This window comes from Rhodoferax bucti (genome assembly GCF_005876985.1).
GTDB lineage: Bacteria > Pseudomonadota > Gammaproteobacteria > Burkholderiales > Burkholderiaceae_C > Allorhodoferax > Allorhodoferax bucti.
In genome coordinates this window covers 256,050-278,815 of record NZ_VAHD01000004.1, presented here as the reverse complement: position 1 = coordinate 278,815, position 22,766 = coordinate 256,050, and the positions used below count along the sequence as shown (strand labels likewise).

23 protein-coding genes are annotated in these 22,766 nt (G+C 61.0%); 18 read left to right on the top strand and 5 right to left on the bottom strand.

Features of this window, described 5'->3' with window-relative positions:
• The first annotated feature begins 46 nt into the window (after positions 1 to 46).
• From serC to crcB, 12 genes are all read left to right on the top strand, one after another.
• A complete protein-coding gene (gene serC / locus FDM28_RS15790) occupies positions 47 to 1,186 on the top strand; it encodes a 3-phosphoserine/phosphohydroxythreonine transaminase (protein WP_138516834.1) in 1,140 nt (379 codons plus the stop codon).
• 8 nt (positions 1,187 to 1,194) lie between these two features.
• Positions 1,195 to 2,277 (top strand): prephenate dehydratase, encoded by a 1,083-nt coding sequence (pheA, locus tag FDM28_RS15785; protein WP_138516832.1) that lies wholly within the window; start codon positions 1,195 to 1,197, stop codon positions 2,275 to 2,277.
• 20 nt (positions 2,278 to 2,297) lie between these two features.
• Positions 2,298 to 3,173 carry a prephenate dehydrogenase gene (locus tag FDM28_RS15780; protein ID WP_138516830.1) on the top strand — a complete coding sequence of 292 codons (876 nt, stop codon included), beginning with the start codon at positions 2,298 to 2,300 and terminating at the stop codon, positions 3,171 to 3,173.
• Positions 3,173 to 5,170: a bifunctional 3-phosphoshikimate 1-carboxyvinyltransferase/cytidylate kinase gene (locus FDM28_RS15775; protein WP_138516828.1), complete on the top strand. Its 1,998-nt coding sequence runs from the start codon at positions 3,173 to 3,175 to the stop codon at positions 5,168 to 5,170. Before FDM28_RS15780 ends, FDM28_RS15775 begins: the two co-directional genes overlap by 1 nt.
• 116 nt (positions 5,171 to 5,286) lie before the next feature.
• The gene (rpsA, locus tag FDM28_RS15770; RefSeq protein ID WP_138516826.1) at positions 5,287 to 6,960 is read left to right on the top strand and encodes a 30S ribosomal protein S1; all 1,674 of its coding nucleotides are present in this window, start codon (positions 5,287 to 5,289) and stop codon (positions 6,958 to 6,960) included.
• 83 nt (positions 6,961 to 7,043) lie between these two features.
• Positions 7,044 to 7,355 (top strand): integration host factor subunit beta, encoded by a 312-nt coding sequence (locus FDM28_RS15765; protein ID WP_138516824.1) that lies wholly within the window; start codon positions 7,044 to 7,046, stop codon positions 7,353 to 7,355.
• Between the two features lie 28 nt (positions 7,356 to 7,383).
• The gene (locus tag FDM28_RS15760) at positions 7,384 to 7,698 is read left to right on the top strand and encodes a LapA family protein (protein WP_138516822.1); all 315 of its coding nucleotides are present in this window, start codon (positions 7,384 to 7,386) and stop codon (positions 7,696 to 7,698) included.
• Positions 7,688 to 8,845 (top strand): lipopolysaccharide assembly protein LapB, encoded by a 1,158-nt coding sequence (gene lapB, locus FDM28_RS15755; RefSeq protein ID WP_138516820.1) that lies wholly within the window; start codon positions 7,688 to 7,690, stop codon positions 8,843 to 8,845. The genes FDM28_RS15760 and lapB overlap by 11 nt, the downstream gene beginning before the upstream one ends.
• A gap of 33 nt (positions 8,846 to 8,878) precedes the next feature.
• Positions 8,879 to 9,808, top strand: a complete 930-nt coding sequence (rfaE1, locus tag FDM28_RS15750; RefSeq protein ID WP_138516818.1) for a D-glycero-beta-D-manno-heptose-7-phosphate kinase — start codon at positions 8,879 to 8,881, stop codon at positions 9,806 to 9,808.
• Complete coding sequence (gene rfaD / locus FDM28_RS15745) at positions 9,805 to 10,827, top strand: ADP-glyceromanno-heptose 6-epimerase (protein ID WP_138516816.1); 1,023 nt, start codon at positions 9,805 to 9,807, stop codon at positions 10,825 to 10,827. Before rfaE1 ends, rfaD begins: the two co-directional genes overlap by 4 nt.
• 22 nt (positions 10,828 to 10,849) lie before the next feature.
• Complete coding sequence (locus FDM28_RS15740) at positions 10,850 to 11,164, top strand: ComEA family DNA-binding protein (RefSeq protein ID WP_138516814.1); 315 nt, start codon at positions 10,850 to 10,852, stop codon at positions 11,162 to 11,164.
• Positions 11,164 to 11,559, top strand: coding sequence for a fluoride efflux transporter CrcB (gene crcB / locus FDM28_RS15735; RefSeq protein WP_138516812.1), 396 nt, complete (start codon positions 11,164 to 11,166; stop codon positions 11,557 to 11,559). Before FDM28_RS15740 ends, crcB begins: the two co-directional genes overlap by 1 nt.
• A gap of 43 nt (positions 11,560 to 11,602) precedes the next feature.
• Here crcB and FDM28_RS15730 read toward each other — a convergent pair whose 3' ends face one another.
• A complete protein-coding gene (locus FDM28_RS15730; protein ID WP_138516810.1) occupies positions 11,603 to 12,016 on the bottom strand; it encodes a universal stress protein in 414 nt (137 codons plus the stop codon).
• Positions 12,017 to 12,239: 223 nt separating this feature from the next.
• On the opposite strand from FDM28_RS15730, the gene FDM28_RS15725 reads away from it, so the two are divergent.
• The 3 genes from FDM28_RS15725 to FDM28_RS15715 all read left to right on the top strand — a co-directional run bounded on the left by FDM28_RS15725 (position 12,240) and on the right by FDM28_RS15715 (position 14,981).
• Positions 12,240 to 12,779: a TRAP transporter small permease subunit gene (locus tag FDM28_RS15725; protein ID WP_138516808.1), complete on the top strand. Its 540-nt coding sequence runs from the start codon at positions 12,240 to 12,242 to the stop codon at positions 12,777 to 12,779.
• 57 nt (positions 12,780 to 12,836) lie between these two features.
• A complete protein-coding gene (locus FDM28_RS15720; RefSeq protein ID WP_138516806.1) occupies positions 12,837 to 14,384 on the top strand; it encodes a TRAP transporter large permease in 1,548 nt (515 codons plus the stop codon).
• A gap of 84 nt (positions 14,385 to 14,468) precedes the next feature.
• Positions 14,469 to 14,981 (top strand): hypothetical protein, encoded by a 513-nt coding sequence (locus FDM28_RS15715; protein WP_240792038.1) that lies wholly within the window; start codon positions 14,469 to 14,471, stop codon positions 14,979 to 14,981.
• 94 nt (positions 14,982 to 15,075) lie between these two features.
• Here FDM28_RS15715 and FDM28_RS15710 read toward each other — a convergent pair whose 3' ends face one another.
• The 4 genes from FDM28_RS15710 to FDM28_RS15695 all read right to left on the bottom strand — a co-directional run bounded on the left by FDM28_RS15710 (position 15,076) and on the right by FDM28_RS15695 (position 19,521).
• The gene (locus tag FDM28_RS15710) at positions 15,076 to 16,155 is read right to left on the bottom strand and encodes a TRAP transporter substrate-binding protein (protein WP_138516804.1); all 1,080 of its coding nucleotides are present in this window, start codon (positions 16,153 to 16,155) and stop codon (positions 15,076 to 15,078) included.
• 204 nt (positions 16,156 to 16,359) lie between these two features.
• A complete protein-coding gene (dxs, locus tag FDM28_RS15705) occupies positions 16,360 to 18,255 on the bottom strand; it encodes a 1-deoxy-D-xylulose-5-phosphate synthase (protein ID WP_138516801.1) in 1,896 nt (631 codons plus the stop codon).
• Positions 18,256 to 18,319: 64 nt separating this feature from the next.
• Positions 18,320 to 19,267 carry a polyprenyl synthetase family protein gene (locus tag FDM28_RS15700; protein WP_138516799.1) on the bottom strand — a complete coding sequence of 316 codons (948 nt, stop codon included), beginning with the start codon at positions 19,265 to 19,267 and terminating at the stop codon, positions 18,320 to 18,322.
• Positions 19,264 to 19,521: an exodeoxyribonuclease VII small subunit gene (locus tag FDM28_RS15695; protein ID WP_138516798.1), complete on the bottom strand. Its 258-nt coding sequence runs from the start codon at positions 19,519 to 19,521 to the stop codon at positions 19,264 to 19,266. Before FDM28_RS15695 ends, FDM28_RS15700 begins: the two co-directional genes overlap by 4 nt.
• A gap of 199 nt (positions 19,522 to 19,720) precedes the next feature.
• Between FDM28_RS15695 and FDM28_RS15690 the strand changes: the two genes are divergently transcribed.
• The 3 genes from FDM28_RS15690 (at position 19,721) to FDM28_RS15680 (ending at position 22,744) form a co-directional block, all read left to right on the top strand.
• Positions 19,721 to 20,902 carry an aromatic ring-hydroxylating oxygenase subunit alpha gene (locus FDM28_RS15690; protein WP_138516796.1) on the top strand — a complete coding sequence of 394 codons (1,182 nt, stop codon included), beginning with the start codon at positions 19,721 to 19,723 and terminating at the stop codon, positions 20,900 to 20,902.
• 81 nt (positions 20,903 to 20,983) lie between these two features.
• A complete protein-coding gene (locus tag FDM28_RS15685) occupies positions 20,984 to 21,871 on the top strand; it encodes a DMT family transporter (protein WP_138516794.1) in 888 nt (295 codons plus the stop codon).
• A 3-nt stretch (positions 21,872 to 21,874) separates the two neighbouring features.
• On the top strand, positions 21,875 to 22,744 hold the full coding sequence (locus tag FDM28_RS15680) for a sulfurtransferase (protein WP_138516792.1): 870 nt from the start codon (positions 21,875 to 21,877) through the stop codon (positions 22,742 to 22,744).
• Positions 22,745 to 22,766: the final 22 nt, after the last annotated feature.

Here is a 22,766-nt window from a genome sequence, read left to right as displayed (position 1 = left end):
CACACTCCATAGGCGCCAAAGCACGATTTCATCCCAAAAGCCACTGATGCAACGACCCTACAACTTCTCGGCCGGACCGGCCGCCATGCCAGCCGAAGTGTTGGAACAAGCCGCCGCCGAGATGCTCAACTGGCCCGACGCCAGCGGCCGCCTCAGCGGCATGGGTGTGATGGAAATGAGCCACCGTGGCAAAGAGTTCCTGAGCATCTACGAAGCAGCGGAAGCCGACCTGCGCGAGCTGCTGGCGGTGCCGGCGAACTTCAAGATCCTGTTCATGCAGGGTGGTGGCCTAGCTGAAAACGCGATCGTGCCCATGAACCTGAGCCGCCTGCGCGCCACCAGTGGCAACGGCGCCGCGGACTTCGTGGTTACCGGCAGCTGGAGTGAAAAGTCGCTCAAGGAAGCGGGCAAGTATTGCAACGCCCACCTCGCCGCTACGGGCAAGGCCGATGGTTTTACCGCCATTCCTCCTGCGGCGAGCTGGGAGCTGCGCGATGAGGCCAGCTATGTGCACATCTGCAGCAACGAAACGATCAATGGCATCGAGTTCCAAAGCCTGCCCGACCTGAAGGCGCTGGGCTCCCAAGCGGAATTGATAATCGACTTTTCCTCTCACGTCGCGTCCCGCCCCGTGGACTGGAGCCGCGTGGGTCTCGCCTTTGGCGGTGCACAGAAGAACCTTGGGCCTGCAGGCCTGACCTTAGTGGTAGTGCGCGAAGACCTGCTGGGCCATGCCCAAAGCATTTGCCCCAGCGCGTTTGACTACAAAACCGTGGCCGACAACGGCTCCATGTACAACACCCCGCCCACGTACTCGATCTACATGGCCGGCCTGGTGTTTAAGTGGCTCAAGCGCCAAGGCGAGAATGGGCTGACAGGGGTCGCGGCCATGGAGGCCCGCAACATCGCCAAGGCCGAGCTGCTGTACGAGACGATTGACGCCACCGGCTTCTACATCAACGGCGTGGCGCGCAATGCGCGCTCGCGTATGAATGTGCCCTTTTTCCTGCGCAATGAGAGCCTGAACGACGCGTTCCTGGCTGGCGCCAAAGAAGCGGGCTTGCTGCAACTCAAAGGACACAAGTCGGTGGGTGGCATGCGCGCCAGCATTTACAACGCCATTCCGCTGGAAGGCGTGCAGGCGCTGGTGGCCTACATGCGCGAGTTCGAGCGCACCCACGGCTGAGACACACCATGGCACGAACCCTCCCTGAACTCCGAGTCCTGATTGACGCGCTGGACCTCGAACTCCTCGCCCTGCTGAACCGCCGTGCGGCATTGGCCAATGAAGTGGGCGAAATCAAAAAGGTGGAAGGCTCCGCCGTTTTCCGCCCCGAACGCGAAGCCCAGGTGATCCAGACCCTGCAAACCGCGAATGACGGTGCGTTGAAAAACAGCAGTGTGGCCGTGATCTGGCGCGAAATCATGTCCGCCTGCCGGGCACTGGAAGCACCGCAACGCGTGGCCTACTTGGGCCCCAAAGGCACCTTCAGCGAAGAGGCTGCACTGCGCTTTTTTGGCTCCAGCATCACCCATGTGCCCTGCGCCAATTTTGACGAAGTGTTCCATGCGGCGACGGCAGGCTCGGCCGAGTTTGGCGTGGTGCCAGTGGAGAACAGCACCGAAGGCGTGGTCACGCGCTCGCTCGATCTGCTGCTGAACTCCCCGCTGCACATCGTGGGCGAAATCAGCCTGCTGGTGCGCCACCACTTGCTGCGCAGCACCCCATCGCTGGAAAGTATCGAGGTCGTGCTCGCGCACCCGCAGGCCTTGGCCCAATGCCAGCAGTGGCTCAGCACCCATTTGCCCCATGCCGAGCGGCGCGCCGTCTCCAGCAACGCCGAGGGCGCGCGTCTGGCAGCCACCAACCCTGCGTGGGCAGGCATTGCGAGTGAGCGCGCGGGGTCCGAGTTCGGCCTGCATACCGCTGCGCACGCCATCCAGGACGAAGCATTCAACCGCACCCGTTTTGTCGTGGTGTGCCTGCCCAGCGTGCTGCCGGCTCCACAGGCCTCGGGCAAGGACTGCACCAGCTTGGTGGTGTCCGTGCCCAACAAGCCTGGGGCAGTCCACGACATGTTAGTGCCCCTGAAACAACACGGCGTGTCCATGACACGGTTCGAGTCCCGCCCGGCCCGCAGCGGCCAGTGGGAGTACTACTTCTACATTGATTTGCAAGGCCACCCCTCGCAACCCCACGTGGCGGCTGCGCTGAAAGATCTTGCCGGTCTCTGTGCCTTCTACAAGGTGCTGGGCACCTACCCCTTGGCAGACTGAGCTGGCTGCAGGACACCCTTATGTTTGAACAACTCGGTCTGATTGGTTGCGGTTTGATGGGCGGCTCCTTTGCCCTGGCGCTCAAGCGCGCGGGGTTGGTGAAGCGCGTTGTCGGCTACAGCAAATCACCCTCCACCACCGAGCGCGCGCGCCAAATGGGCGTGATTGACATCGAAGCCCCTTCGGCGCTGCTGGCCGTATCCGGCGCCGACATTGTGCTGATCGCCGTGCCGGTGTCGGCCACCGAATCCACCTTCAAAGCTATCAAGCACCTGGTAACGCCCAGCATGCTCATCATGGATGTGGGCTCCACCAAGCGCGACGTGATTGATGCTGGCCGCCGGGGCCTGCGGGAGCACATCGGCTCCTTCGTGCCGGCTCACCCGATTGCAGGCAAAGAACTCTCGGGCGTCGAGCATGCCGATCCGGACCTGTATGCGGGCAAGCAGATCATCCTGACTCCGATCGAGCGCACCCTGACCGTCCAGTTGCAAAAAGCGGTCGATGTCTGGACCGCCTTGGGCTGCCGCGTGCTCAAGATGTCCCCTGAGCAGCACGATGCGGCCTTTGCCGCCGTCAGCCACCTGCCGCACCTGATTGCGTTCGCACTGATGAACGGCATCACCAGCCAGCCTCAGGGTCAAGACTACCTGTCGCTCGCCGGACCGGGCTTCCGGGATTTCACCCGCATCGCGGCGGGTGACCCCAAAATCTGGCGCGACATCATGATCTCCAACCGCGAAGAGCTGTTGGAGCAAAGCAAAATTTTCCAACGCACCCTCCAAGCCATGGAGCTGATGATCTCCAGCGGCAACGGCGATGCGCTGGAAGGCCTCATTGAGCAAGCCAGCTCCACCCGCGCCAACTGGACCATGGCGACCAAGCACAACAAATAATGTTCTCCACCGCATTCCTCGACCTGCCCCCTTTGGCCCATGCCGCTGGCGCGGTCACCCTGCCCGGCTCCAAAAGCATTTCCAACCGCGTGCTGCTGCTGGCCGCCATGAGCGAGGGCACCACCACCATCCACGATCTGCTGGACTCCGATGACACCCGCGTCATGCTGGTGGCCTTGCGTACCTTGGGCTGCGGAGTCGAAGAGTCGGGCGCCATCGTGCGCATCACCGGCTTGGGTGGCAAGCTGCCGAACGGTTCTGCCAAGCTGTTCCTCGGAAACGCCGGCACAGCCATGCGCCCCTTGACTGCTGCGCTGGCGGTACTGGGTGGCGACTTCGAACTCAGCGGAGTTCCCCGCATGCACGAGCGACCCATTGGCGACCTGGTAGACGCTTTGCGCCAGCTGGGCTGCGGCATTGACTACATGGGCAACGAGGGCTTTCCCCCCCTGCGCATAGGCACCGCCCAACTGAAGCTCGACGCCCCCATCCGGGTACGCGGCGATGTGTCCAGCCAGTTCCTCACCGCTCTGCTCATGGCCCTGCCTCTGGTGGCGGCCAAGAACATCGTGATCGAGGTGGTGGGCGAACTGATTTCCAAACCCTACATCGAAATCACGCTGAACCTGCTGGCCCGCTTCGGAGTGCAGGTGCAGCGTGATGGATGGCAGCGCTTCACCATTCCCGCAGGTGCCAAGCTGCGCTCGCCGGGTGACATTCATGTGGAGGCCGATGCCTCCAGCGCTAGCTATTTCATAGCACTCGGCGCACTGTCTACGGGCGCTAGCGGTCAAAATGGCATCAAAGTTCAAGGTGTAGGCGCCGACTCCATCCAGGGCGACATCCGCTTCATGGAAGCAGCCCAAGCCATGGGCGCCAAGATTGAAAGCGGCCCGAATTGGCTGCACATCCAGCGCGGCGCCTGGCCCCTCAAGGCCATCGACCTGGACTGCAACCACATCCCCGACGCCGCCATGACCCTGGCGGTGATGGCGTTGTATGCCGATGGCACGACCACCCTGCGCAACATTGCCAGCTGGCGCGTCAAGGAAACCGACCGCATTGCCGCCATGGCCACCGAGCTGCGCAAACTGGGCGCCACGGTCGTCGAAGGCCAGGACTTCATCCAGGTCACGCCGCCCGCCATAACAGCCGACTGGAAGGCTGCCAGCATCCACACCTATGACGACCACCGGGTCGCCATGTGTTTCTCGCTGGCTGCGTTCAACCCCGCCCAACTGCCCGTGCGGATTGAAGACCCCAAGTGCGTGGCCAAAACCTTCCCCGACTATTTTGAGGCGCTGTTTTCGGTGGCCACGGCAGATACACAGGCTATTCCTGTCATCTGTGTCGATGGTCCTACGGCCTCCGGCAAAGGCACCTTGGCCGCCGTGCTGGCAGAAAAGCTGGGTTACCACTTTCTGGACTCCGGCTCGCTTTACCGCATCACCGGGCTGGCGGCCACGCGCGCCGGCATCGCGCTAGATCTGGCCCATGAACAAGCCATCGTCAACCTGCTGCGCAGCCTGCCTATCCATTTTGAAGGTAGCCACATCTGGCTGGCCCACGAGGATGTCAGCGAAGCCATCCGCACCGAGGAGGCGGGCATGAATGCATCCAAAGTGTCGGCCTTTCCGGCCGTTCGCGCAGCTTTGATCGATTTGCAGCGTGGTTTTCGCAAGCTGCCCGGCTTGGTAGCCGACGGGCGGGACATGGGCACCGTCATCTTTCCCGATGCACCGCTCAAGGTCTATCTGACTGCCAGCGCCGCCTGCCGCGCGGAGCGCCGCTATAAGCAGTTGATTTCAAAGGGCATTCCCGCTACACTTGACAGTCTTCGCGCAGACCTAGAGGCGCGCGACGCACGGGATTCCTCCCGCACCGTCGCTCCTTTAAAGCCCGCACAAGATGCCTTGCTGCTAGACAACTCGGATTTGACAGTCGATGCGTCTGTTGAAACCGTACAAAACTGGTGGCAAAGCAAACAGCCTTTCTAGCCCCGGCCTGAAAAGCACCCTGGCCCCCATTGCTTCCCTCGCGCGTCAGCGCACCGGTTCACACCAGAAGCTGTGGGGTTCAACAACTTAACCCCGCGGTACCAACCGCAAAACTCATGTCTGAATCTTTCGCAGCCCTATTTGAAGAATCGCTACAACGCTCGGAAATGCGCACCGGTGAAGTCATCACCGCTGAAGTCGTCCGCATCGAGCACAGCTTCGTCGTTGTCAACGCCGGCCTCAAGTCTGAAGCCTACGTGCCAATCGAAGAATTCAAGAGCGACAAGGGCGAAATCGAAGTCCAAGTGGGCGACTTCGTGTCTGTGGCTATCGACTCCGTGGAAAACGGCTACGGCGACACCATCCTGTCCCGCGACAAGGCCAAGCGTCTGGCTTCCTGGATGAGCCTGGAAAAGGCCCTGGAATCCGGCGAATTCGTCACCGGCACTACTTCCGGCAAGGTCAAGGGCGGCCTGACCGTTCTGGTCAACGGCATCCGCGCATTCCTGCCCGGTTCGCTGGTTGACACACGTCCTACCAAGGATCTGTCTCCGTACGAAAACAAGACCTTGGAATTCAAGGTTATCAAGCTGGACCGCAAGCGCAACAACGTGGTGCTGAGCCGCCGCGCTGTCGTGGAAGCTTCCATGGGCGAAGAACGCGCCAAGCTGATGCACACCCTCAAAGAAGGCTCTGTGGTGCAAGGCGTGGTCAAGAACATCACCGAATACGGTGCGTTCGTGGACCTGGGCGGCATCGACGGCCTGTTGCACATCACTGACATGGCATGGCGCCGCGTCCGTCACCCTTCCGAAGTAGTGACTGCCGGTCAAGAAATCACTGCCAAGATCCTGAAGTTCGACACCGAAAAGAACCGCGTGTCTCTGGGTCTGAAGCAAATGGGCGACGATCCATGGATGGGCGTGAACCGCCGTTACCCCCAAGGTACCCGCATGTTCGGCAAGATCACCAACATCGCCGACTACGGCGCGTTTGTGGAACTCGAACCCGGTATCGAAGGTCTGGTGCACGTGTCCGAAATGGACTGGACCAACAAGAATGTGGCTCCTTCCAAGATCGTTGCCCTGGGTGACGAAGTCGAAGTCATGGTTCTGGAAATCGACGAAGACAAGCGTCGTATCTCCTTGGGCATGAAGCAGTGCAAGGCCAATCCTTGGCAAGAATTTGCTCAGAACACCAAGCGCGGCGACCGCGTGAAGGGCCCGATCAAGTCCATCACCGACTTCGGCGTGTTCGTGGGTCTGGCTGCCGGTATCGACGGCCTGGTGCACCTGTCTGACCTGTCTTGGAACGAATCCGGCGAAACCGCCGTGCGCGAATTCAAGAAGGGCCAAGAAGTTGAAGCCATCGTGTTGGCCGTGGACGTGGACCGCGAGCGCATCTCCTTGGGTATCAAGCAGTTGGATTCCGACCCCTTCACGACCTTCGTGTCTGTGAATGACAAGGGCCAGACCGTGACCGGCAAGGTCAAGACTGTGGACGCCAAGGGCGCTGAAATCGACCTGGGTGAAGACATCATCGGTTACCTGCGCGCTTCCGAAATCAGCCGTGACCGCGTGGAAGACGCACGCAACGTGCTGAAAGAAGGCGACGAAGTGACTGCTGTGGTGGTGAACGTGGATCGCAAGACCCGCAACATCCAGTTGTCCATCAAGGCCAAGGACATGGCTGACCAGAACGAAGCCATGGCTTCTCTGAACCAGAACACCGGTAGCGCCGGTACCACCAGCCTGGGCGCCTTGCTGCGCGCCAAGTTGGACAACAACTAATCCATTGTTGCTAGCCTGATTGAACGACCGGTTGCTTGACTGCACCGGTCGTTTTTTCTTCCTTGTCGCTTTTACAAAACTTCATGACCCGCTCCGACCTTGTTGAAGAACTGGCCAACCGTTTCAGCCAACTGCCCCACCGCGACGCCGAGTTCGCCGTGAAAGCCATTCTGGACGCCATGAATGACGCCCTGGTCCGTGGTCACCGCATTGAAATTCGCGGTTTTGGCAGCTTCTCCATCAACCGTCGCCCTCCCCGCATGGGCCGCAATCCCCGCAGTGGCGAAAGTGTGGCCATTCCTGAAAAACGCGTTCCCCATTTCAAGCCGGGAAAAGCTTTACGTGAAGCGGTGGACACACGCACAGCGGAGCTGGAAAGCAAAGCAAATCCCTGAGTAGAATCCCTCGACAACGAGGAGATGAATGAAACAGATCGCATGGCTCTTTAAGTGGCTACTTAAAGCGGCCATTTTTTTTACCCTGTTCGCGTTCGCCTTGAATAACCAGGGCGATGTCACGGTGCACTTTTTCTTCGGCACCCGCTGGACTGCGCCCATGGTGCTGGTGGTCTTGAGTGCATTTGCTACCGGACTGCTGATCGGCGTGCTGGGCATGGTGCCCCGCTGGTGGAGACACCGCAAGGCGGCGCGCAGGGCCCGCTCCGATGCCGATTCAGCCCGCGCCACACTCGCAGCCGAAACCAACGCTTCGCCTTTAGTGCCCCCGCATGGACTTTGATATTTCCCTTTTGCTCATCAGCTTGCTGATTGCGTTTGTACTCGGCTGGCTGGCCTCCCGGCTGGACCTGCGGCAACTGCGTCTGGAGAACCGCCAGGCCCCCAAGGCCTATTTCAAAGGCCTGAACTTTTTGCTCAACGAGCAGCAAGACCAGGCCATCGATGCCTTCATCGAAGCCGTCCAGAGCGACCCGGACACCTCTGAGCTTCACTTTGCACTCGGTAATCTGTTCCGCCGGCGGGGTGAATACGAACGCGCCGTGCGCGTCCATGAGCACCTGCTGTCCCGCGGTGACTTGAGCGAAGACGATCGCCATCGCGCCCAACACGCTCTGGCGCTGGACTACTTGAAAGCCGGCCTCTTGGACCGTGCCGAAGAGGCTTTGCTCAAGCTCGAAGGCACCCGGTTTGAAGCCCAGGCACGCTTGGCGCTGCTGGCCAATTACGAGCGCTCACGCGATTGGGAACATGCCGCTGGTATCGCCCGCAAACTGGAAGCATCGGACCAAGGCAGCTTTACCGGCCGCTTGGCCCACTACCTGTGCGAACAAGCCGCCGCACTGCTCGCCAAAGGCGACGCTGCAGCAGCGCAGAGCCTGCTTCAACAAGCCATCTCCAGCGCCCCCCACGTACCCCGCCCCCGCATGGACTTGGCGGCACTGCTCAGCAAAAATGGACAGGCCGCGGAAAGCTGCACGGTATTGACCGAAGCGCTACATGCCTCGCCTGCGGCCATTCCGCTGATTGCCCCCTTATTGGCGCAAAGCGCTATCGCAGTCGGCCAGATTGCGCCCACGCTGGAGTTGCTAAAAGCCACGTACCAAGAATTACCTTCTCTGGATGTGCTGGACGCCATCGTGAGCCTGGAAGCCAGCACCAGCGAGCTCACACCCACCGCGCGCGATTGGTATGCACGGCACCTCGAAAAAGAGCCCTCCTTGGTGGCCGCAACCAAGTGGATTGCCGGCGAAAAACTGGAGCGTGAAGCCTTTCACCCCCAAGTGCAGCGTGCGCTGGACCACGCGGTCAAGCCGCTGACCCGCTACCGTTGTGCCGCCTGCGGCTTTGAAGCCAAAGTGCACTTCTGGCAATGCCCGGGATGCCAGGCGTGGGACAGCTACCCGGCGCGGCGCGTCGAGGAGTTGTGACCCTCTCCGGCCATTAATATGACAACGATGACGATGACGATGACAAAAGAACAATTGGCCCAAGCCCGCGTGTTGGTCGTGGGCGATGTGATGCTGGATCGCTACTGGTATGGCGCGGTCGACCGCATCTCGCCGGAAGCACCCGTGCCCGTGGTGCGCATCACCCACGAAGAAGAGCGTTGCGGCGGTGCAGCCAACGTGGCATTCAACGCGGCCACACTGGGCGCACAGGCGTCACTATTGACGGTTGTTGGTGCCGACGAGGCCAGCCACAAGCTCGAAGCCTTGGTCGCCAAAACCGGCATACGCACCCACTTCGGACGCGATACCGACCTTAAGACCACCGTCAAGCTGCGGGTGATCGGGCGCCAGCAACAACTCATCCGTCTGGATTTTGAAAACACCCCCAAGAGCGAAGTGCTGGCCACCCAAACCGCCACCTTCACGCGCCTCTTGGCGGAGCATGATGCCATCCTGTTTTCCGACTATGGCAAAGGCGGTCTCGCCCACGTGAGCGACATGATCGAGCAGGCCCGTGCCGCCAGCAAGCCCATCTTTATCGACCCCAAAGGCAGCGACTACTCGCGCTACCAACGCGCGACCGTCATCACACCGAATCGGGCGGAGCTTCAGCAAGTCATTGGTGCGTGGAATAGTGAAGATGAGCTGCACACCAAGGTCCATGCCCTGCGCCAGCAGCTGCAACTGGATGCAGTGCTTTTGACCCGCAGCGAAGAAGGCATGACCCTGTTTGATGCGCAGGGCCACCTGCACGTGAGCGCACAAGCGCGCGAGGTATTTGATGTGACCGGCGCTGGCGACACCGTGATTGCCACCATGGCCAGCCTGGTGGGCGCCGGCATGACGCTGCGCGAAGCAGTGCCCTTGGCCAATCGCGCCGGCGGCATTGTGGTCGGGAAATTCGGCACCGCCACGGTGTCTTATGAGGAGCTTTTTGTATGACACGCATCGTAGTGACCGGCGCAGCCGGTTTCATTGGCAGCAACATCATTGCCGGGCTGAACGCCCGTGGCATGACCGACATCATTGCGGTGGACGACCTCAAACAAGGCGACAAATTCCGCAACCTCGTCGATCTCAAGATTGCCGACTATGTCGACATGGACACCTTCTACGACGAGTTCGCCGCCGGCCACTACGGCCAGGTCGAAGCCGTGTTCCATGAAGGCGCCTGCAGCGACACCATGGAGCAGGACGGCAAGTACATGATGGCGAACAACTACACGCTGTCCTGGCACCTCTTCCAAGCCTGCCAGAAGCGAGGCGCCCGCCTGCTCTACGCGTCCAGCGCGGCCACCTATGGCGGCTCGGACACCTTCCGCGAAGACCCGGCGTTTGAAGGTCCGCTCAATGTGTATGGCTACTCCAAACTGCTGTTCGACCAGCGCATGCGCCGCGAGTGTGGCAACAACTTCGAGCGCACCCTGGCCGGCCGCACCCACCAAGTCGTGGGCTTCCGCTATTTCAATGTGTACGGTCCGCGTGAGCAGCACAAGGGGCGCATGGCCAGCGTGGCCTTCCACCAATTCAACCAGTTCAACGCCGAAGGAAAAGTGAAGCTCTTTGGGGAATACGGTGGCTACCCGCAAGGCGGCCAAATGCGCGACTTTGTGTTCATTGATGACGTGGTCGCCGTCAACCTCTGGTTCTTCGACCATCCCAACCAAAGCGGCATTTTCAACCTCGGCTCCGGCCGTGCGCAACCTTTCAACGACGTCGCCAGCTCCGTGGTCAATGCCATGCGCCGCCTGCGCGGCGAATCTGCATTGCCGCTGCCCGACATTGCCCAGCAAGGCCTGGTGGAGTACATCCCCTTCCCCGACGCCTTACGTGGCAAGTACCAGTGCTACACCCAGGCCGACCTGACAGCTTTACGCGCCACAGGCTGCGACCACGCGTTTGCCGATGTGCAAACCGGGGTCAGCAAGTATGTGGACTGGCTGGCCAGCCGCAAGGCCTGACCCCCGCTACCGGAGCGCCTGTATGCAGCACGCCACTTTCAGCCTCTCGCCACTGCGCCAGTGGCTACGCCGTGCGGGCAGCGTTATGGCTTTGCTGGCGTGCAGCCTGGCGCAGGCCACCGAGCTCAACACCGCTACCGAAGCGCAGTTGGATGGCTTGCGCGGGCTGGGCCCCAGCAGCACTGCCCGGATTCTGCAAGCGCGTGAAGCAGGTTTTTTTCAGAACTGGGCAGACTTCATGGCGCGGGTCAAAGGCATCAAACCGGCGACTGCGACCAAGCTGTCTGCTCAAGGGCTGACTGTGAACGGCGCCCCCTACGCCCCGGAGACTCCATAGTGCCGGCCGTACTCGCTATCTGCCTTGGCGCCTGCGCGGGCGCGCTGGCCCGCTGGCAACTAGGTTTGTGGCTGAACCCGGCGGCGACTGCGGGCACCGTCCTGCCCTGGGGAACGCTGGCAGCCAACTTGATAGGCGGTTACCTGATCGGTGTGTGTGTAGCGGTGTTTCAAGCCCTGCCGCAGCTCGACCCGGCGTGGCGCCTAGCACTGGTCACCGGTTTTCTGGGCGCGCTCACCACCTTCTCCAGCTTTTCCGCCGAAGTGGTGGCCATGCTGGGCCAACAGCGCTATGCACTCGCCCTGGGCACGGCCAGTGTGCACCTGCTGGGCTCCTTGGCGCTGACCATCGCCGGCATGCGATCTGCTACATTTTTTATAGCTACCCGCGCATGAAGGACGTGCGCTAGCGGCTTATTTCTTTATATACTACACCCACTCAGCGCAGGACCAGCACCGGTATATGCGTTTGTGCCAACACCTTTTGTGTCTGGCTTCCCACCAGCAAACGCTCCAAGGCACCGGCACCGTGGGTGCCCATGACAATCACATCAGCGCCACACGCCTGCGCAGCTTTCAGAATGCTCTGGCAGACACTGCGCTCTTGCACGATGCGCTGCTGCGGCTCAATCCCGAAGGGGCGAACAATCGCGGAGGCCGCATTCAGCCAGAACTGCGCCGCATCACGCGCGGCCTGCTGGCCGGCCAGGTCTTCAAAACGGTAAGCACTGGGCTCCACCGCACTCACCAGGGTGACGGCTGCGCCCAGCGACCGGGCCAGCTCCGCGCCCTTGGCCAATGCGCGTGCAGAGGCCTCAGAACCATCCGTGGGCAAAAGTAGGTGTTTGAACATAAAGTCTCCAACAGTTGCGTGAAACAAATCCTGTTGGCGAATGTAGAGCCAAGCGATTTCCAGCGGTGTGACCTAGATCAACAAGCTAGAGGCCGCCCGTTTTAAGGGTAAACACCAAGAAGTTGCGTCAGGCTTTTTACAGGGGTTTTAGGGCACTATGCCAAGGTTGAATGCGGATGGCTGTCCGCATCTCCGCTCGAACAAGACCAACTGGAGATTGCTTGTGAATGCTCTTTTGAAATTCGCCTCAGGCATTGATTGGGTCAGCAACAAACTGGGCCTTTTTGCCTCGTGGACCGTGCTATTTGCCGCGCTGATCAGTGCCGGCAATGCGTTTATCCGATACGGGTTCGACCTCACCTCCAATGGGTGGATTGAAATCCAGTGGTACCTGTTTGCCTACACGGTGATGGTGGGTGCCCCCTTTGTGCTCAAGGTGAATGAGCACGTGCGGGTGGACCTGATTTACGGCAAGCTCAAAGGCAACCGTCCGGTCTATGTGGACCTGTTCGGCCTGGTGGTTTTCCTGTTGCCTGTGATCGGGCTGCTGGCTTACCTGACGGCCCAGTATTTCTGGGGCATTTACGTCTCGGGCGAAATGTCCCAAAACGCCGGTGGTTTGATCCGCTGGCCTGCCGTGTTGGCCATGCCCGTTGGCTTTGCGATGGTGTGGCTGCAAGGGGTGGCTGAAATCATCAAACGCGTGGGCTACCTGCAAGGCAAATACGCCATGGACACCCACTACGAAAAACCATTGCAATAAGTCGCACACCCAGCGCTTTAAGCACCTTCGTACCCCCAAGACACACTGGATTCACTTATGCAAATGGAACACTTTCCCCCGCTGATGTTCGCGGGCCTGGTAGTGATTATGTTGATCGGCTTTCCGGTCGCCTTCTCACTGGCTGCGCTGGGCCTGGCCAGCGGCTTTTATGCCATTGAAATGGGCTGGTTCCCCGCTGCCTTTATGGGCAACCTGCCAATCTCGCTGTTCTCGATTCTGAACAACGAGTTGTTACTCGCCATTCCCTTCTTCACCTTCATGGGCACCATCTTGGAGAAGTGCGGTCTGGCAGAAGACATGCTGGACTCCATGGGCCAGCTCTTCGGCCCCGTCCGCGGTGGCGTGGGTTACTCGGTCATCATCGTGGGCTTTATCCTGGGTGCCATTACCGGTACCGTGGCGGGCCAGGTGATTGCCATGGCACTCATCTCGCTGCCGGTGATGATGAAGTACAACTACAACATGCGCTACGCCACCGGCGTGCTGGCAGCCTCCGGCACCATCACGCAGCTGGTACCGCCATCGCTAGTGCTGGTGGTACTGGCAGACCAACTGGGCAAGCCCGTGGGTGATATGTACAAAGGCGCCTGGGGCCCCTCTATCCTGCAAGTGTTGATGTTTGCGGCCTACACCTTTGCACTGTCCCGCATCAAGCCTTCCTACCTGCCTGGCATCCCCAAGACAGAGCGCACATTGGACGGCTGGGCCCTGTGGTCCAAGTGCTTGCGCGGCATCATTCCCTCCGCCTTGCTGATCTTCGCGGTGCTGGGTTCCATGGGCGGTCTGCCCTTCCAGAACACCGCGATTGCCACACCCACCGAAGCCGGTGCCATGGGCGTGGTGGGCGCCTTGATTCTGGCCGCCATGTCCAAGCGCCTGACCCCCGCCCTGATCTGGGAAGCCATGGCCGGCACCATGCGCCTGACGGCGATGGTGGTGTTCATCCTGATCGGCTCGCGCGTGTTCAGCCAAGTGTTTCAGGGCGTAGACGGTGCCAAGTGGGTCGAGCATCTGTTGACCGGCCTGCCTGGCGGTCAGGTGGGCTTCCTGATTGTGGTGAACGTGTTTGTGTTCTTCCTGGCGTTTTTCCTGGACTTCTTTGAAATCGCCTTCATCATCGTGCCCATGCTGGCACCGGTGGCGGACAAGATGGGCATCGACCTGATCTGGTTCGGCGTGCTGCTGTGCGTGAACTTGCAAACCAGCTTTATGCACCCGCCATTCGGCTTCGCCCTGTTCTACCTGCGCGGCATTGCGGATACCTTGTTCAAAGACAAACGTATCTCCAAACCGGTGCTGTCCAACGACATCTACCTCGGCTCCATTCCCTGGGTGATCATGCAGATCATTCTGGTGGTGGTGGTGATCTTTGTGCCCCAGTCGGTGACCATGTTCCTCGATGAAAAAGTGGAAATCGACATCGACAAGGTCGTAATTGAAATGCCAGTCGAAGACCCCATGCCCACGGCAGAACTCAAAGCCGGCGAAACAGCCCCTGTAGCAGGCTCAGAAGACGCGACTAAAGCTGCTGCCAAAGCCGAGGAAGATGAGCAGAAAAAGCTGGACGAGCTGTTCAAAAAATAACGCAGCACTTGCCGGATACTCCCCGTCACCCGGGGACATCAACCCCGACTCCCGAGTCGGGGTTTTTATTTGGAGAAGAGATTGATGAACGACACCGACATGAAAACCGACGCGACCACCGCGCCCCCGCCCCCCGCCAAACTGGTATTCACCCCACAAGGCGGCGCCATGAAGGCGGCGGCCTACAGCATCGTCTTCAAAGGCATCGCTTTGGCTATGTTGAGCTTAGCCGGCCTCTGGGCCTTCCAGATGCACCAACTCGCCCAGCAGGGGCAAGCCAGCAGCACCGTGGTGAGCTGGTTGTGGCTACCCTGGGGCTTGATGGCATACACCGTGTGGTTTGTGCTGACCGGCACCACCCGGTTGAGCAGTACGGCCATTGAGCAATCGTGGATGTGGACCAAGCGCATCGAGCTGGACAACCTGGCCTACGCCAAGGTCATTCGTATTCGCGGGCTGGAGTGGCTGATTGCGCCACGGTTTTACACCAAGAATTTCGGCGGCAAACTATTCATCTTCTATGCAGCAGACCCCGCCATGCTGGACGAATTCAAACGCCTGGAGCTGGCCTTGGCCGCACTGCGCAACCCGCACTGAACTGGCTACCAGCACCCGCTACGCCCAAGACCGCCTTTCCAAAGCCCCATAAAAAAACCGCGCCAAGGCGCGGTTTTTTGTGGACAGAGCCTGTTTACAGCTTCTGGGCTTGCATGAAGGAATCGAACTTCGCTTCGGTAAAGCGGAACCACAGGTTGGACTCGGCGCGGAACTTGGAGTAATCCGCGTAAATCTTCTTCCAGTCTTCGTTCTTCTCGTTCAGCTCAGCATAGGTCTCTTCCGAGGCCTTGAATGCCGCCACCAACACATCGTTGGGGAAGGGACGCAGCTTGGTACCACCGCCCACCAATTGCTTCAACGCGCCGGGGTTGCGGGCGTCGTACTTGGCTTGCATGTCCACGTGGGCGTAAGCCGCAGCGTTGGTCACGATGGCCTTGTTTTCGGGGGACAGCGCCTCGTAGGCCTTCTGGTTGATGAACAGGTCCAACTGGGGACCGCCTTCCCACCAGCCGGGGTAGTAGTAGAACGGTGCCACCTTGTTGAAGCCCAGCTTCTGGTCATCGTAAGGTCCGATCCACTCGGCCGCGTCAATCGTGCCTTTTTCCAGCGCGGTGTAGATTTCACCGCCAGGAATGTTTTGTGGCACTACGCCCAATTTTTCCATCACGCGGCCGGGGAAACCACCGGTACGGAACTTCAGACCCTTCAAGTCAGCCAAGGACTTGATTTCCTTGCGGTACCAGCCGCCCATTTGTGCGCCGGTGTTGCCCATGGGGAAGTTGATGATGTTGTACTTGCCGTAAAACTCGCGCATCAGCTTCAAGCCGTTACCTTGGTACATCCAGGCTGTCATCTGGCGGCTGTTCAGGCCGAAGGGAATCGCGCAACCCAAAGCAAAAGTTTCGTTCTTGCCGAAGAAGTAGTAGGGAGCCGTGTGCGCGCACTCCAGGGAGCCTTGTTGCACCGCATCGACCACGCCGAACGCGGGTGCGATTTCACCGGCGGCATGCACCGAGATTTCGAACTTGCCGCCCGACATTTCTTTCACATGCTTGGCGAAAGTTTCAGCCGCACCGAAGATGGTATCCAGCGCCTTGGGGAAGCTGGATGCCAGACGCCAGCGCACTGCCGCCTGGGCATGCACTGCGGGAGCTGCACCAGCAGCCAAGACGCCGGCGATACCTGCGTTTTTGATAATTGAACGACGATCCATTCGCTTTACTCCGGTAATTGTGTTGTAACCAGCTCGCGGCACGAGGAGTCGGTACCGCAAGGACTGTATGAGTCAAGCGCGATTGTAGGAATGCAGGGGGCCTGAATCGTGGGGGTTTTCCCTCGACAGAGGGGCCTATTCCCGTAGCTATTCAGCTTCCTGCAAGCCAGCGGCAGGAAGCTGTCTGCGTATCTGACGGCAGTCTTACGCGGCCTGTGCGACGCCGGGCAGCAATGCACCAAAACGCTGCATGATCGAGGCCTCGATGCCTTGCGCATCCAGCCCTTGCAGCTTCAAGAGATGCGCAGGATCACCGTGCTCAATGAACTCGTCGGCCAGGCCCAGTTGCAGCACCGGAATATCACGACCAGCGGCCTGCAAAGCCTCCATCACTGCACCGCCCGCACCGCCCATGGTGGCACCCTCTTCCACCGTCACCAAAGCGCTGTGGCTGGCAGCCACTTGCAGCAGCAACTCGGTGTCCAGCGGCTTGGCCCAGCGCATGTTCACCACAGTGGCGCCCAGTGCTTCGGCAGCAGCCATGGCCGGGTACAGCAAAGTACCGAACGCCAAAATAGCGATCGTACGGCCTTGCTTGCGCACCTCCCCCTTGCCAAAGGGCAAGCCCTCCAGCGAGGTACCCACCGGCACGCCAGCACCACTGCCACGCGGGTAGCGCACCGCCACCGAGTGGTTCTGTGCAAAGGCGGTGCTCAGCAACTGGCGGCACTCGTTTTCGTCCGCCGGGCAGGCAATGCTGATGTTTGGAATGCAGCGCAGGAATGGAATGTCGTAAGCACCCGCGTGCGTCGCGCCATCGGCGCCCACCAAACCTGCGCGGTCCAGCGCAAACACCACAGGCAGGTTTTGCAAGGCCACGTCGTGGATCAACTGGTCATAGGCGCGCTGCAAAAAGGTGGAGTAAATCGCCACCACCGGCTTCAAGCCCTCAGTGGCCAAGCCACCGGCAAAAGTGACAGCGTGCTGCTCGGCAATGCCCACGTCAAAGTAGCGCTGGGGAAAGCGCTTTTCAAACTCCACCATGCCCGAACCTTCCCGCATGGCAGGCGTGATACCCACTAGGCGCTGGTCGGCGGCCGCCATGTCGCACAACCACTGGCCGAAGACCTGGGTAAACGTCGGCTTGGCCACGGCGGTGGATTTCACCAGACCCACGGCCGGATCGAATTTGCCCGGGCCATGGTAGGCCACCGGGTCGGCCTCGGCCAGCTTGTAGCCCTGGCCTTTTTTGGTGACGACGTGCAAAAACTGTGGGCCTTTGAGGTGCTTGATGTTTTCCAGCGTTGGGATCAGCGAATCCAGGTCATGCCCGTCGATAGGGCCAATGTAGTTGAAACCGAATTTCTCAAACAGCGTGGCCGGCACCACCATGCCCTTGGCCTGCTCTTCCAGACGCTTGGCCAGCTCAAACAAGGGCGGCGCGCCCTTGAGCACGCTTTTGCCCACGCTTTTGGCCGCCGCATAAAACTGGCCGCTCATGAGTTGGGCCAGGTAGCGGTTGAGCGCACCCACGGGGGGGCTGATGCTCATGTCGTTGTCGTTCAGGATGACAAGCAGACGGCAGTCTTCCACGCCCGCATTGTTCAGGGCCTCAAAGGCCATGCCGGCGGTCATCGCGCCATCGCCGATCACGGCCACCGAGTAGCGGTCTTCACCCTTGATGCGCGACGCCAGTGCCATGCCCAGCGCGGCCGAAATCGAGGTGCTGGAGTGCGCGGTGCCAAAGGTGTCGTACTCGCTTTCGTCCCGGCGAGGAAAGCCAGAGAGCCCACCGAACTGGCGCAGGCTGTGCATGCGGTCACGCCGGCCGGTCAGGATTTTGTGGGGGTAGGTCTGGTGGCCCACGTCCCACACGATGCGGTCATCAGGCGTATTGAACACATAGTGCAGTGCCACCGTCAGCTCCACCGTACCGAGGTTGGAGCTCAAATGGCCGCCGGTTTTCGCCACGCTCTCCAGCAGATACGTCCGCAGCTCGTCAGCCAAGGTGCGCAGTTGCGCGCGCGGCAACTGGCGCAGCGCCACCGGGTCGTCAATGGTGGACAACAGAGAATTTGCAGAGGGAGTGGGGTGTGACATTTGCTATTCTTTTAGTAGCTGCTCGCGCACATTCTGTGAGCGCCAGAGGCCAATTTCATCAAAATTAGTGAGCCCGGTGCACCACCATGCCGGCCAGGGCGCGCAAGGCCGCGGTGTCGGTCAACCCGCTGGCCTCCAACGCATCCAGTGCTTGTTGGTACAGGCGCATGGCGTAGGCGCGGCTGGCCTCCAGCCCCATGAGCGAGACATAGGTGGGTTTGTCGTTGTCCGCATCTTTGCCGGCGGTTTTGCCCAAGGTCGCGGAGTCGGCCGTCACGTCCAGAATATCGTCCACCACCTGAAAAGCCAGGCCGATGGCCGCACCATAAGCCTCCAGCGCCGTCAGCACCCGGGGCGATGGGCAGGCGCACTGCGCACCCATGACCACGCTGCCTTGCAAAAGAGCGCCGGTTTTGAGCTGGTGCATTTCGCGCAGCTGGTTCTCCGTGAGCGGCAGGCCCACGCTGGCCAAGTCGATAGCCTGGCCACCCGCCATGCCGGAGCTGCCGGCAGCCCGCGCCAACAACCCGCACAGCTTGGCCTGCGTGGTGCAGGGCACCGAGTCATCCTGCGGGGTCAAAAATTCAAACGCCAAAGCCTGCAAGGCGTCTCCTGCCAGCAGCGCGCTGGCCTCGCCAAATTGCACATGCACCGTGGGCTTGCCCCGGCGCAGCACATCGTTGTCCATACACGGCATATCGTCGTGCACCAGTGAGTAGGCGTGGATCAACTCTACTGCGCAGGCCGCCCGCAAGGCGGCCGCATCGCAGCCACCGCCCTCGGCCGCCACGGCTTCGTGCGCTGCCAGCACCAGCAGGGGGCGCAGGCGCTTGCCGCCGTCGAGCACGGCGTAGCGCATGGCGTCCACCAGCGCGGCCGGGGCGCCGTGGTCCACGCCCTGGGGCGCATCGGCGGTAATCCATTGCTCCAGCGCACGCTCCACGCGGTCCAGGCGGGCCTGCATCCAGGTGTTCAAGTCAAAGGCCACCTCTGGCGGCTGCAGCGCGCTCATGCGGACTTCCAGGGTTTGAGGACGCCATCGTCCAGCACCTTGATCTGGTCTTCCACCGCCTGCAGCTTCTCGCGGCAGTGCTGCAGCAGGGCTGCGCCACGCTGGTAGCCGCTCAGGAGCTGGTCCAGGGGCAAATCCCCGGACTCCAGGCGCGCCACCAAGCGCTCCAACTCGGCCATGGCCTCCTCATACGTACTGGGCAGAGGGGGTGCAGCGTTGGCGGCATCAAGAGTGGGGGCACTGGCCTTGGGCATGGGAGAGGCAAAAGTTAGGTAAAGACGGATTTTAGGCGCATCGCTGTGGTGCGCGGGTCACAGGGGGTGGGGCGTTCGGGCGGGCTACGGGTACAATCCGCCCTCCCGCCTCCGGCCACCCGCTTCTGGGTTGGACGGCTCCCATTTACCGCGCACTTTGGTGCATCCCCCTGTGGGGAGTCTTTAGGTCAGGTCACCCATGTCTGATTTAAGTCTTCGACTGCAGCAGGCGAACAGCCAACTACCAGTTTCGAGCTACTTTGACCCGGCGCTCTACGCGCTTGAGATGCAAAGTATCTTTCAGCAAGGGCCCCGCTACGTGGGGCACTCTTTGAGCGTCCCCAACGTCGGGGACTACTACGCCCTGCCGCAGGAAAACGAGGGGCGTGCACTGGTGCGCAATGCAGGCGGGATCGAACTCATCTCCAACGTGTGCCGCCACCGCCAGGCCGTGATGCTCAAGGGCCGCGGTTCGCTGACCCACAACAACACGAGCGTGCAAAGCGGCAACATTGTGTGCCCGCTGCACCGCTGGACCTACAGCGGCGCCCACGCCGGCCAGAACGGTAGCCAAAGCGGCACGCTGATCGGCGCGCCCCACTTCGCCCACGACCCCTGCCTGAACCTCAACAACTACAAGTTGCAGGAATGGAATGGCTTGCTGTTTGAAGACACCCGCGATGCATCCGGCAACGGCGGTGTGGACGTGGCCGCCCAACTGGCGAACATGGGCCCGCGCGCCGACCTGAGCTTTGAGGGCTATGTGCTCGACAAAGTGGAGATGCACGAGTGCAATTACAACTGGAAGACCTTTATCGAGGTGTACCTGGAGGACTACCACGTAGGCCCCTTCCACCCCGGCTTGGGCCAGTTTGTGACCTGCGACGACCTGCGCTGGGAATTCAAGGACAACTACTCGGTGCAAACCGTGGGCGTGGCCAACCGCCTGGGCAAGGCCGGCAGCCCCACCTACGAGCGCTGGCACAAGGCCCTGCTGGGCTACCGCAACAACGTGCCCCCGCAGTACGGCGCCATCTGGCTCACCTACTACCCCCACATCATGGTGGAGTGGTACCCCCATGTGCTGACCGTGTCCACCCTCTTCCCCATGGGCCTGAACAAAACCATGAACATGGTGGAGTTCTATTACCCCGAAGAAATTGCGGCCTTCGAACGTGAATTCGTCGAAGCCCAGCAGGCGGCCTACATGGAAACCTGCATCGAAGACGACGAGATTGGCGAGCGCATGGACGCCGGCCGCCGCGCCTTGTTTGACCGCGGCGACAACGAAGTGGGCCCCTACCAAAGCCCCATGGAAGACGGCATGCAGCACTTCCACGAGTGGTACCGCGCCAAACTGGGCCATGCAGTAGGCCGGTAACCCGGACAGCTCACTATCAAAACCATAGCTGCTCGCGCACATTCCATGGGCGCTAGCAGCTATTTTTATTACTAAAAACCTATGCAAGCTCTCTGGATGGTTCTGGCCTCGTTCTGGTTCGCGCTGATGGCGGTGGGCATCAAGTTCGCCTCCCACAGCTTCGGCACCTTTGAGCTGGTGTTTTACCGGGGCCTGGTGAGCATTGTGTTCATGGGCATTGTGGTGCGGGCCAGTGGCTCCAGCCTGCGTACCCCAGTGCCGCTGATGCATGTGTGGCGCAGCACCATCGGCGTGTTGTCTTTAGGCAGCTGGTTCTATTGCATTGCCCACCTGCCCCTGGCCACCGCCATGACCTTGAACTACATGAGCGGCGTCTGGGTGGCTGCCTTTGTGGTGGGTGGCGCCTTGCTCTACGGCAAGCAGCAACCGCAGGGCGCACTCTTGGGCACGGTGCTGATGGGCTTTGTGGGCGTGGTGATGACCCTGCGCCCCACCATCGACCAAAACCAGCTGTTTGCCGGGCTGATCGGCCTGCTCTCCGGGCTGGGCGCGGCACTGGCCTACATGCAGGTGACCGCGCTGGGCAAAGCCGGCGAGCCCGAAGAGCGCACCGTGTTTTATTTCTCGGTCGGCAGTGCCGTGGTGGGCGCAGTGGGCATGGCCTTCACCGGCATGACGCCCTGGAGCGAGGTCGCCTGGCAAGATGGTGCGTGGGTGGTGCCCATCGGCATTCTGGCGTCACTGGGCCAGTGGTGTATGACCCGCGCCTACCGCAAAGGCGCCACCCTGGTGGTAGCCAGCATGCAGTACTCGGGCATTGTCTTTGGGGTGATCTTCAGTCTGGTGCTGTTCGGCGACCAGATCCCGACCATCGGCTGGGTGGGCATTGCGGTTATCGTATCCAGCGGTGTGCTGGCTACCATTTTGCGCACCCGCTTGCTCCCCAATACTCCTGCCGAGGAACACTGACCCATGTCCTTTACCACCCTGATTTCTGTGGCCGAACTGCAGGCCCTCCAGCAACGTGGCGCCCCGCTGGTGGTGTTTGATTGCAGCTGCGATTTGATGAAGCCGGAGATCGGCCCCGCACAGTACGCTGAGAGCCATATTGCAGGCGCCCTCTACGCCCATCTGGACAACAACTTGAGCGCCAAAGGCGACCCGGCCGTCACCGGCGCACTGTCCGGCGGGCGCCACCCGTTACCTTCGCGGGGAAAATTCGCCGCCTGGCTGAGCAGCATCGGCGTGCACAACACCGACCAAGTGGTGGTGTATGACCGCCAAGGCGCCAACTACTGCGGCCGCCTGTGGTGGATGCTCAAGTGGCTGGGCCATGCCCACGTGGCGGTGCTGGATGGTGGCTTCCAAGCCTGGCAAGCGGCTGGTGGTGCGGTCCACCGTGGCGATGAACCGGCGCGCGCGCCAACCACCTTTGCGGTGGCCGACCCGCTGGTGGCTTTGCGGAGCAGCGACCAGGTGCTGGCCCACCTAGGCCAACCCACCCAGCATGTGCTCGATGCCCGCGGCGCACCACGCTTTCGGGGCGAGGTAGAGCCCATCGACCCAGTGGCCGGCCACATTCCCGGCGCCCTCAACCGGGTGTTCAGCAGCAACCTCGGTGCAGACGGCTTCTTCAAACCTGCCGAGGTGTTGCGCACCGAATTCGAGGCCCTGCTGGGCTCACGCCAGCCCGGCCATGTGGTGCACCACTGCGGCAGCGGTGTGAGCGCGGTGCCCAATATTCTGGCGATGGAGATTGCCGGATTGCACGGCAGCGCCCTGTTTGCCGGCAGCTGGAGCGAGTGGTGCAACCGGCCTGACTGCCCGGTGGCGCAAGGCTGAGCAGCCGCTTACACTGCGGCCT

What these genes read in the sequence shown, in the direction of transcription:
- rfaD (WP_138516816.1), top strand. Translation starts at nt 9,805, where the DNA reads ATGACACGCATCGTAGTGACCGGCGCAGCCGGTTTCATTGGCAGCAAC.
- FDM28_RS15775 (WP_138516828.1), top strand. Translation starts at nt 3,173, where the DNA reads ATGTTCTCCACCGCATTCCTCGACCTGCCCCCTTTGGCCCATGCCGCT.
- FDM28_RS15720 (WP_138516806.1), top strand. Translation starts at nt 12,837, where the DNA reads ATGCAAATGGAACACTTTCCCCCGCTGATGTTCGCGGGCCTGGTAGTG.
- FDM28_RS15765 (WP_138516824.1), top strand. Translation starts at nt 7,044, where the DNA reads ATGACCCGCTCCGACCTTGTTGAAGAACTGGCCAACCGTTTCAGCCAA.
- FDM28_RS15715 (WP_240792038.1), top strand. Translation starts at nt 14,469, where the DNA reads ATGAACGACACCGACATGAAAACCGACGCGACCACCGCGCCCCCGCCC.
- rpsA (WP_138516826.1), top strand. Translation starts at nt 5,287, where the DNA reads ATGTCTGAATCTTTCGCAGCCCTATTTGAAGAATCGCTACAACGCTCG.
- FDM28_RS15680 (WP_138516792.1), top strand. Translation starts at nt 21,875, where the DNA reads ATGTCCTTTACCACCCTGATTTCTGTGGCCGAACTGCAGGCCCTCCAG.
- FDM28_RS15700 (WP_138516799.1), bottom strand. Translation starts at nt 19,267, where the DNA reads ATGAGCGCGCTGCAGCCGCCAGAGGTGGCCTTTGACTTGAACACCTGG.
- lapB (WP_138516820.1), top strand. Translation starts at nt 7,688, where the DNA reads ATGGACTTTGATATTTCCCTTTTGCTCATCAGCTTGCTGATTGCGTTT.
- FDM28_RS15730 (WP_138516810.1), bottom strand. Translation starts at nt 12,016, where the DNA reads ATGTTCAAACACCTACTTTTGCCCACGGATGGTTCTGAGGCCTCTGCA.
- FDM28_RS15695 (WP_138516798.1), bottom strand. Translation starts at nt 19,521, where the DNA reads ATGCCCAAGGCCAGTGCCCCCACTCTTGATGCCGCCAACGCTGCACCC.
- FDM28_RS15760 (WP_138516822.1), top strand. Translation starts at nt 7,384, where the DNA reads ATGAAACAGATCGCATGGCTCTTTAAGTGGCTACTTAAAGCGGCCATT.
- serC (WP_138516834.1), top strand. Translation starts at nt 47, where the DNA reads ATGCAACGACCCTACAACTTCTCGGCCGGACCGGCCGCCATGCCAGCC.
- FDM28_RS15780 (WP_138516830.1), top strand. Translation starts at nt 2,298, where the DNA reads ATGTTTGAACAACTCGGTCTGATTGGTTGCGGTTTGATGGGCGGCTCC.
- dxs (WP_138516801.1), bottom strand. Translation starts at nt 18,255, where the DNA reads ATGTCACACCCCACTCCCTCTGCAAATTCTCTGTTGTCCACCATTGAC.
- FDM28_RS15690 (WP_138516796.1), top strand. Translation starts at nt 19,721, where the DNA reads ATGTCTGATTTAAGTCTTCGACTGCAGCAGGCGAACAGCCAACTACCA.
- FDM28_RS15710 (WP_138516804.1), bottom strand. Translation starts at nt 16,155, where the DNA reads ATGGATCGTCGTTCAATTATCAAAAACGCAGGTATCGCCGGCGTCTTG.
- rfaE1 (WP_138516818.1), top strand. Translation starts at nt 8,879, where the DNA reads ATGACGATGACAAAAGAACAATTGGCCCAAGCCCGCGTGTTGGTCGTG.
- FDM28_RS15740 (WP_138516814.1), top strand. Translation starts at nt 10,850, where the DNA reads ATGCAGCACGCCACTTTCAGCCTCTCGCCACTGCGCCAGTGGCTACGC.
- pheA (WP_138516832.1), top strand. Translation starts at nt 1,195, where the DNA reads ATGGCACGAACCCTCCCTGAACTCCGAGTCCTGATTGACGCGCTGGAC.
- FDM28_RS15685 (WP_138516794.1), top strand. Translation starts at nt 20,984, where the DNA reads ATGCAAGCTCTCTGGATGGTTCTGGCCTCGTTCTGGTTCGCGCTGATG.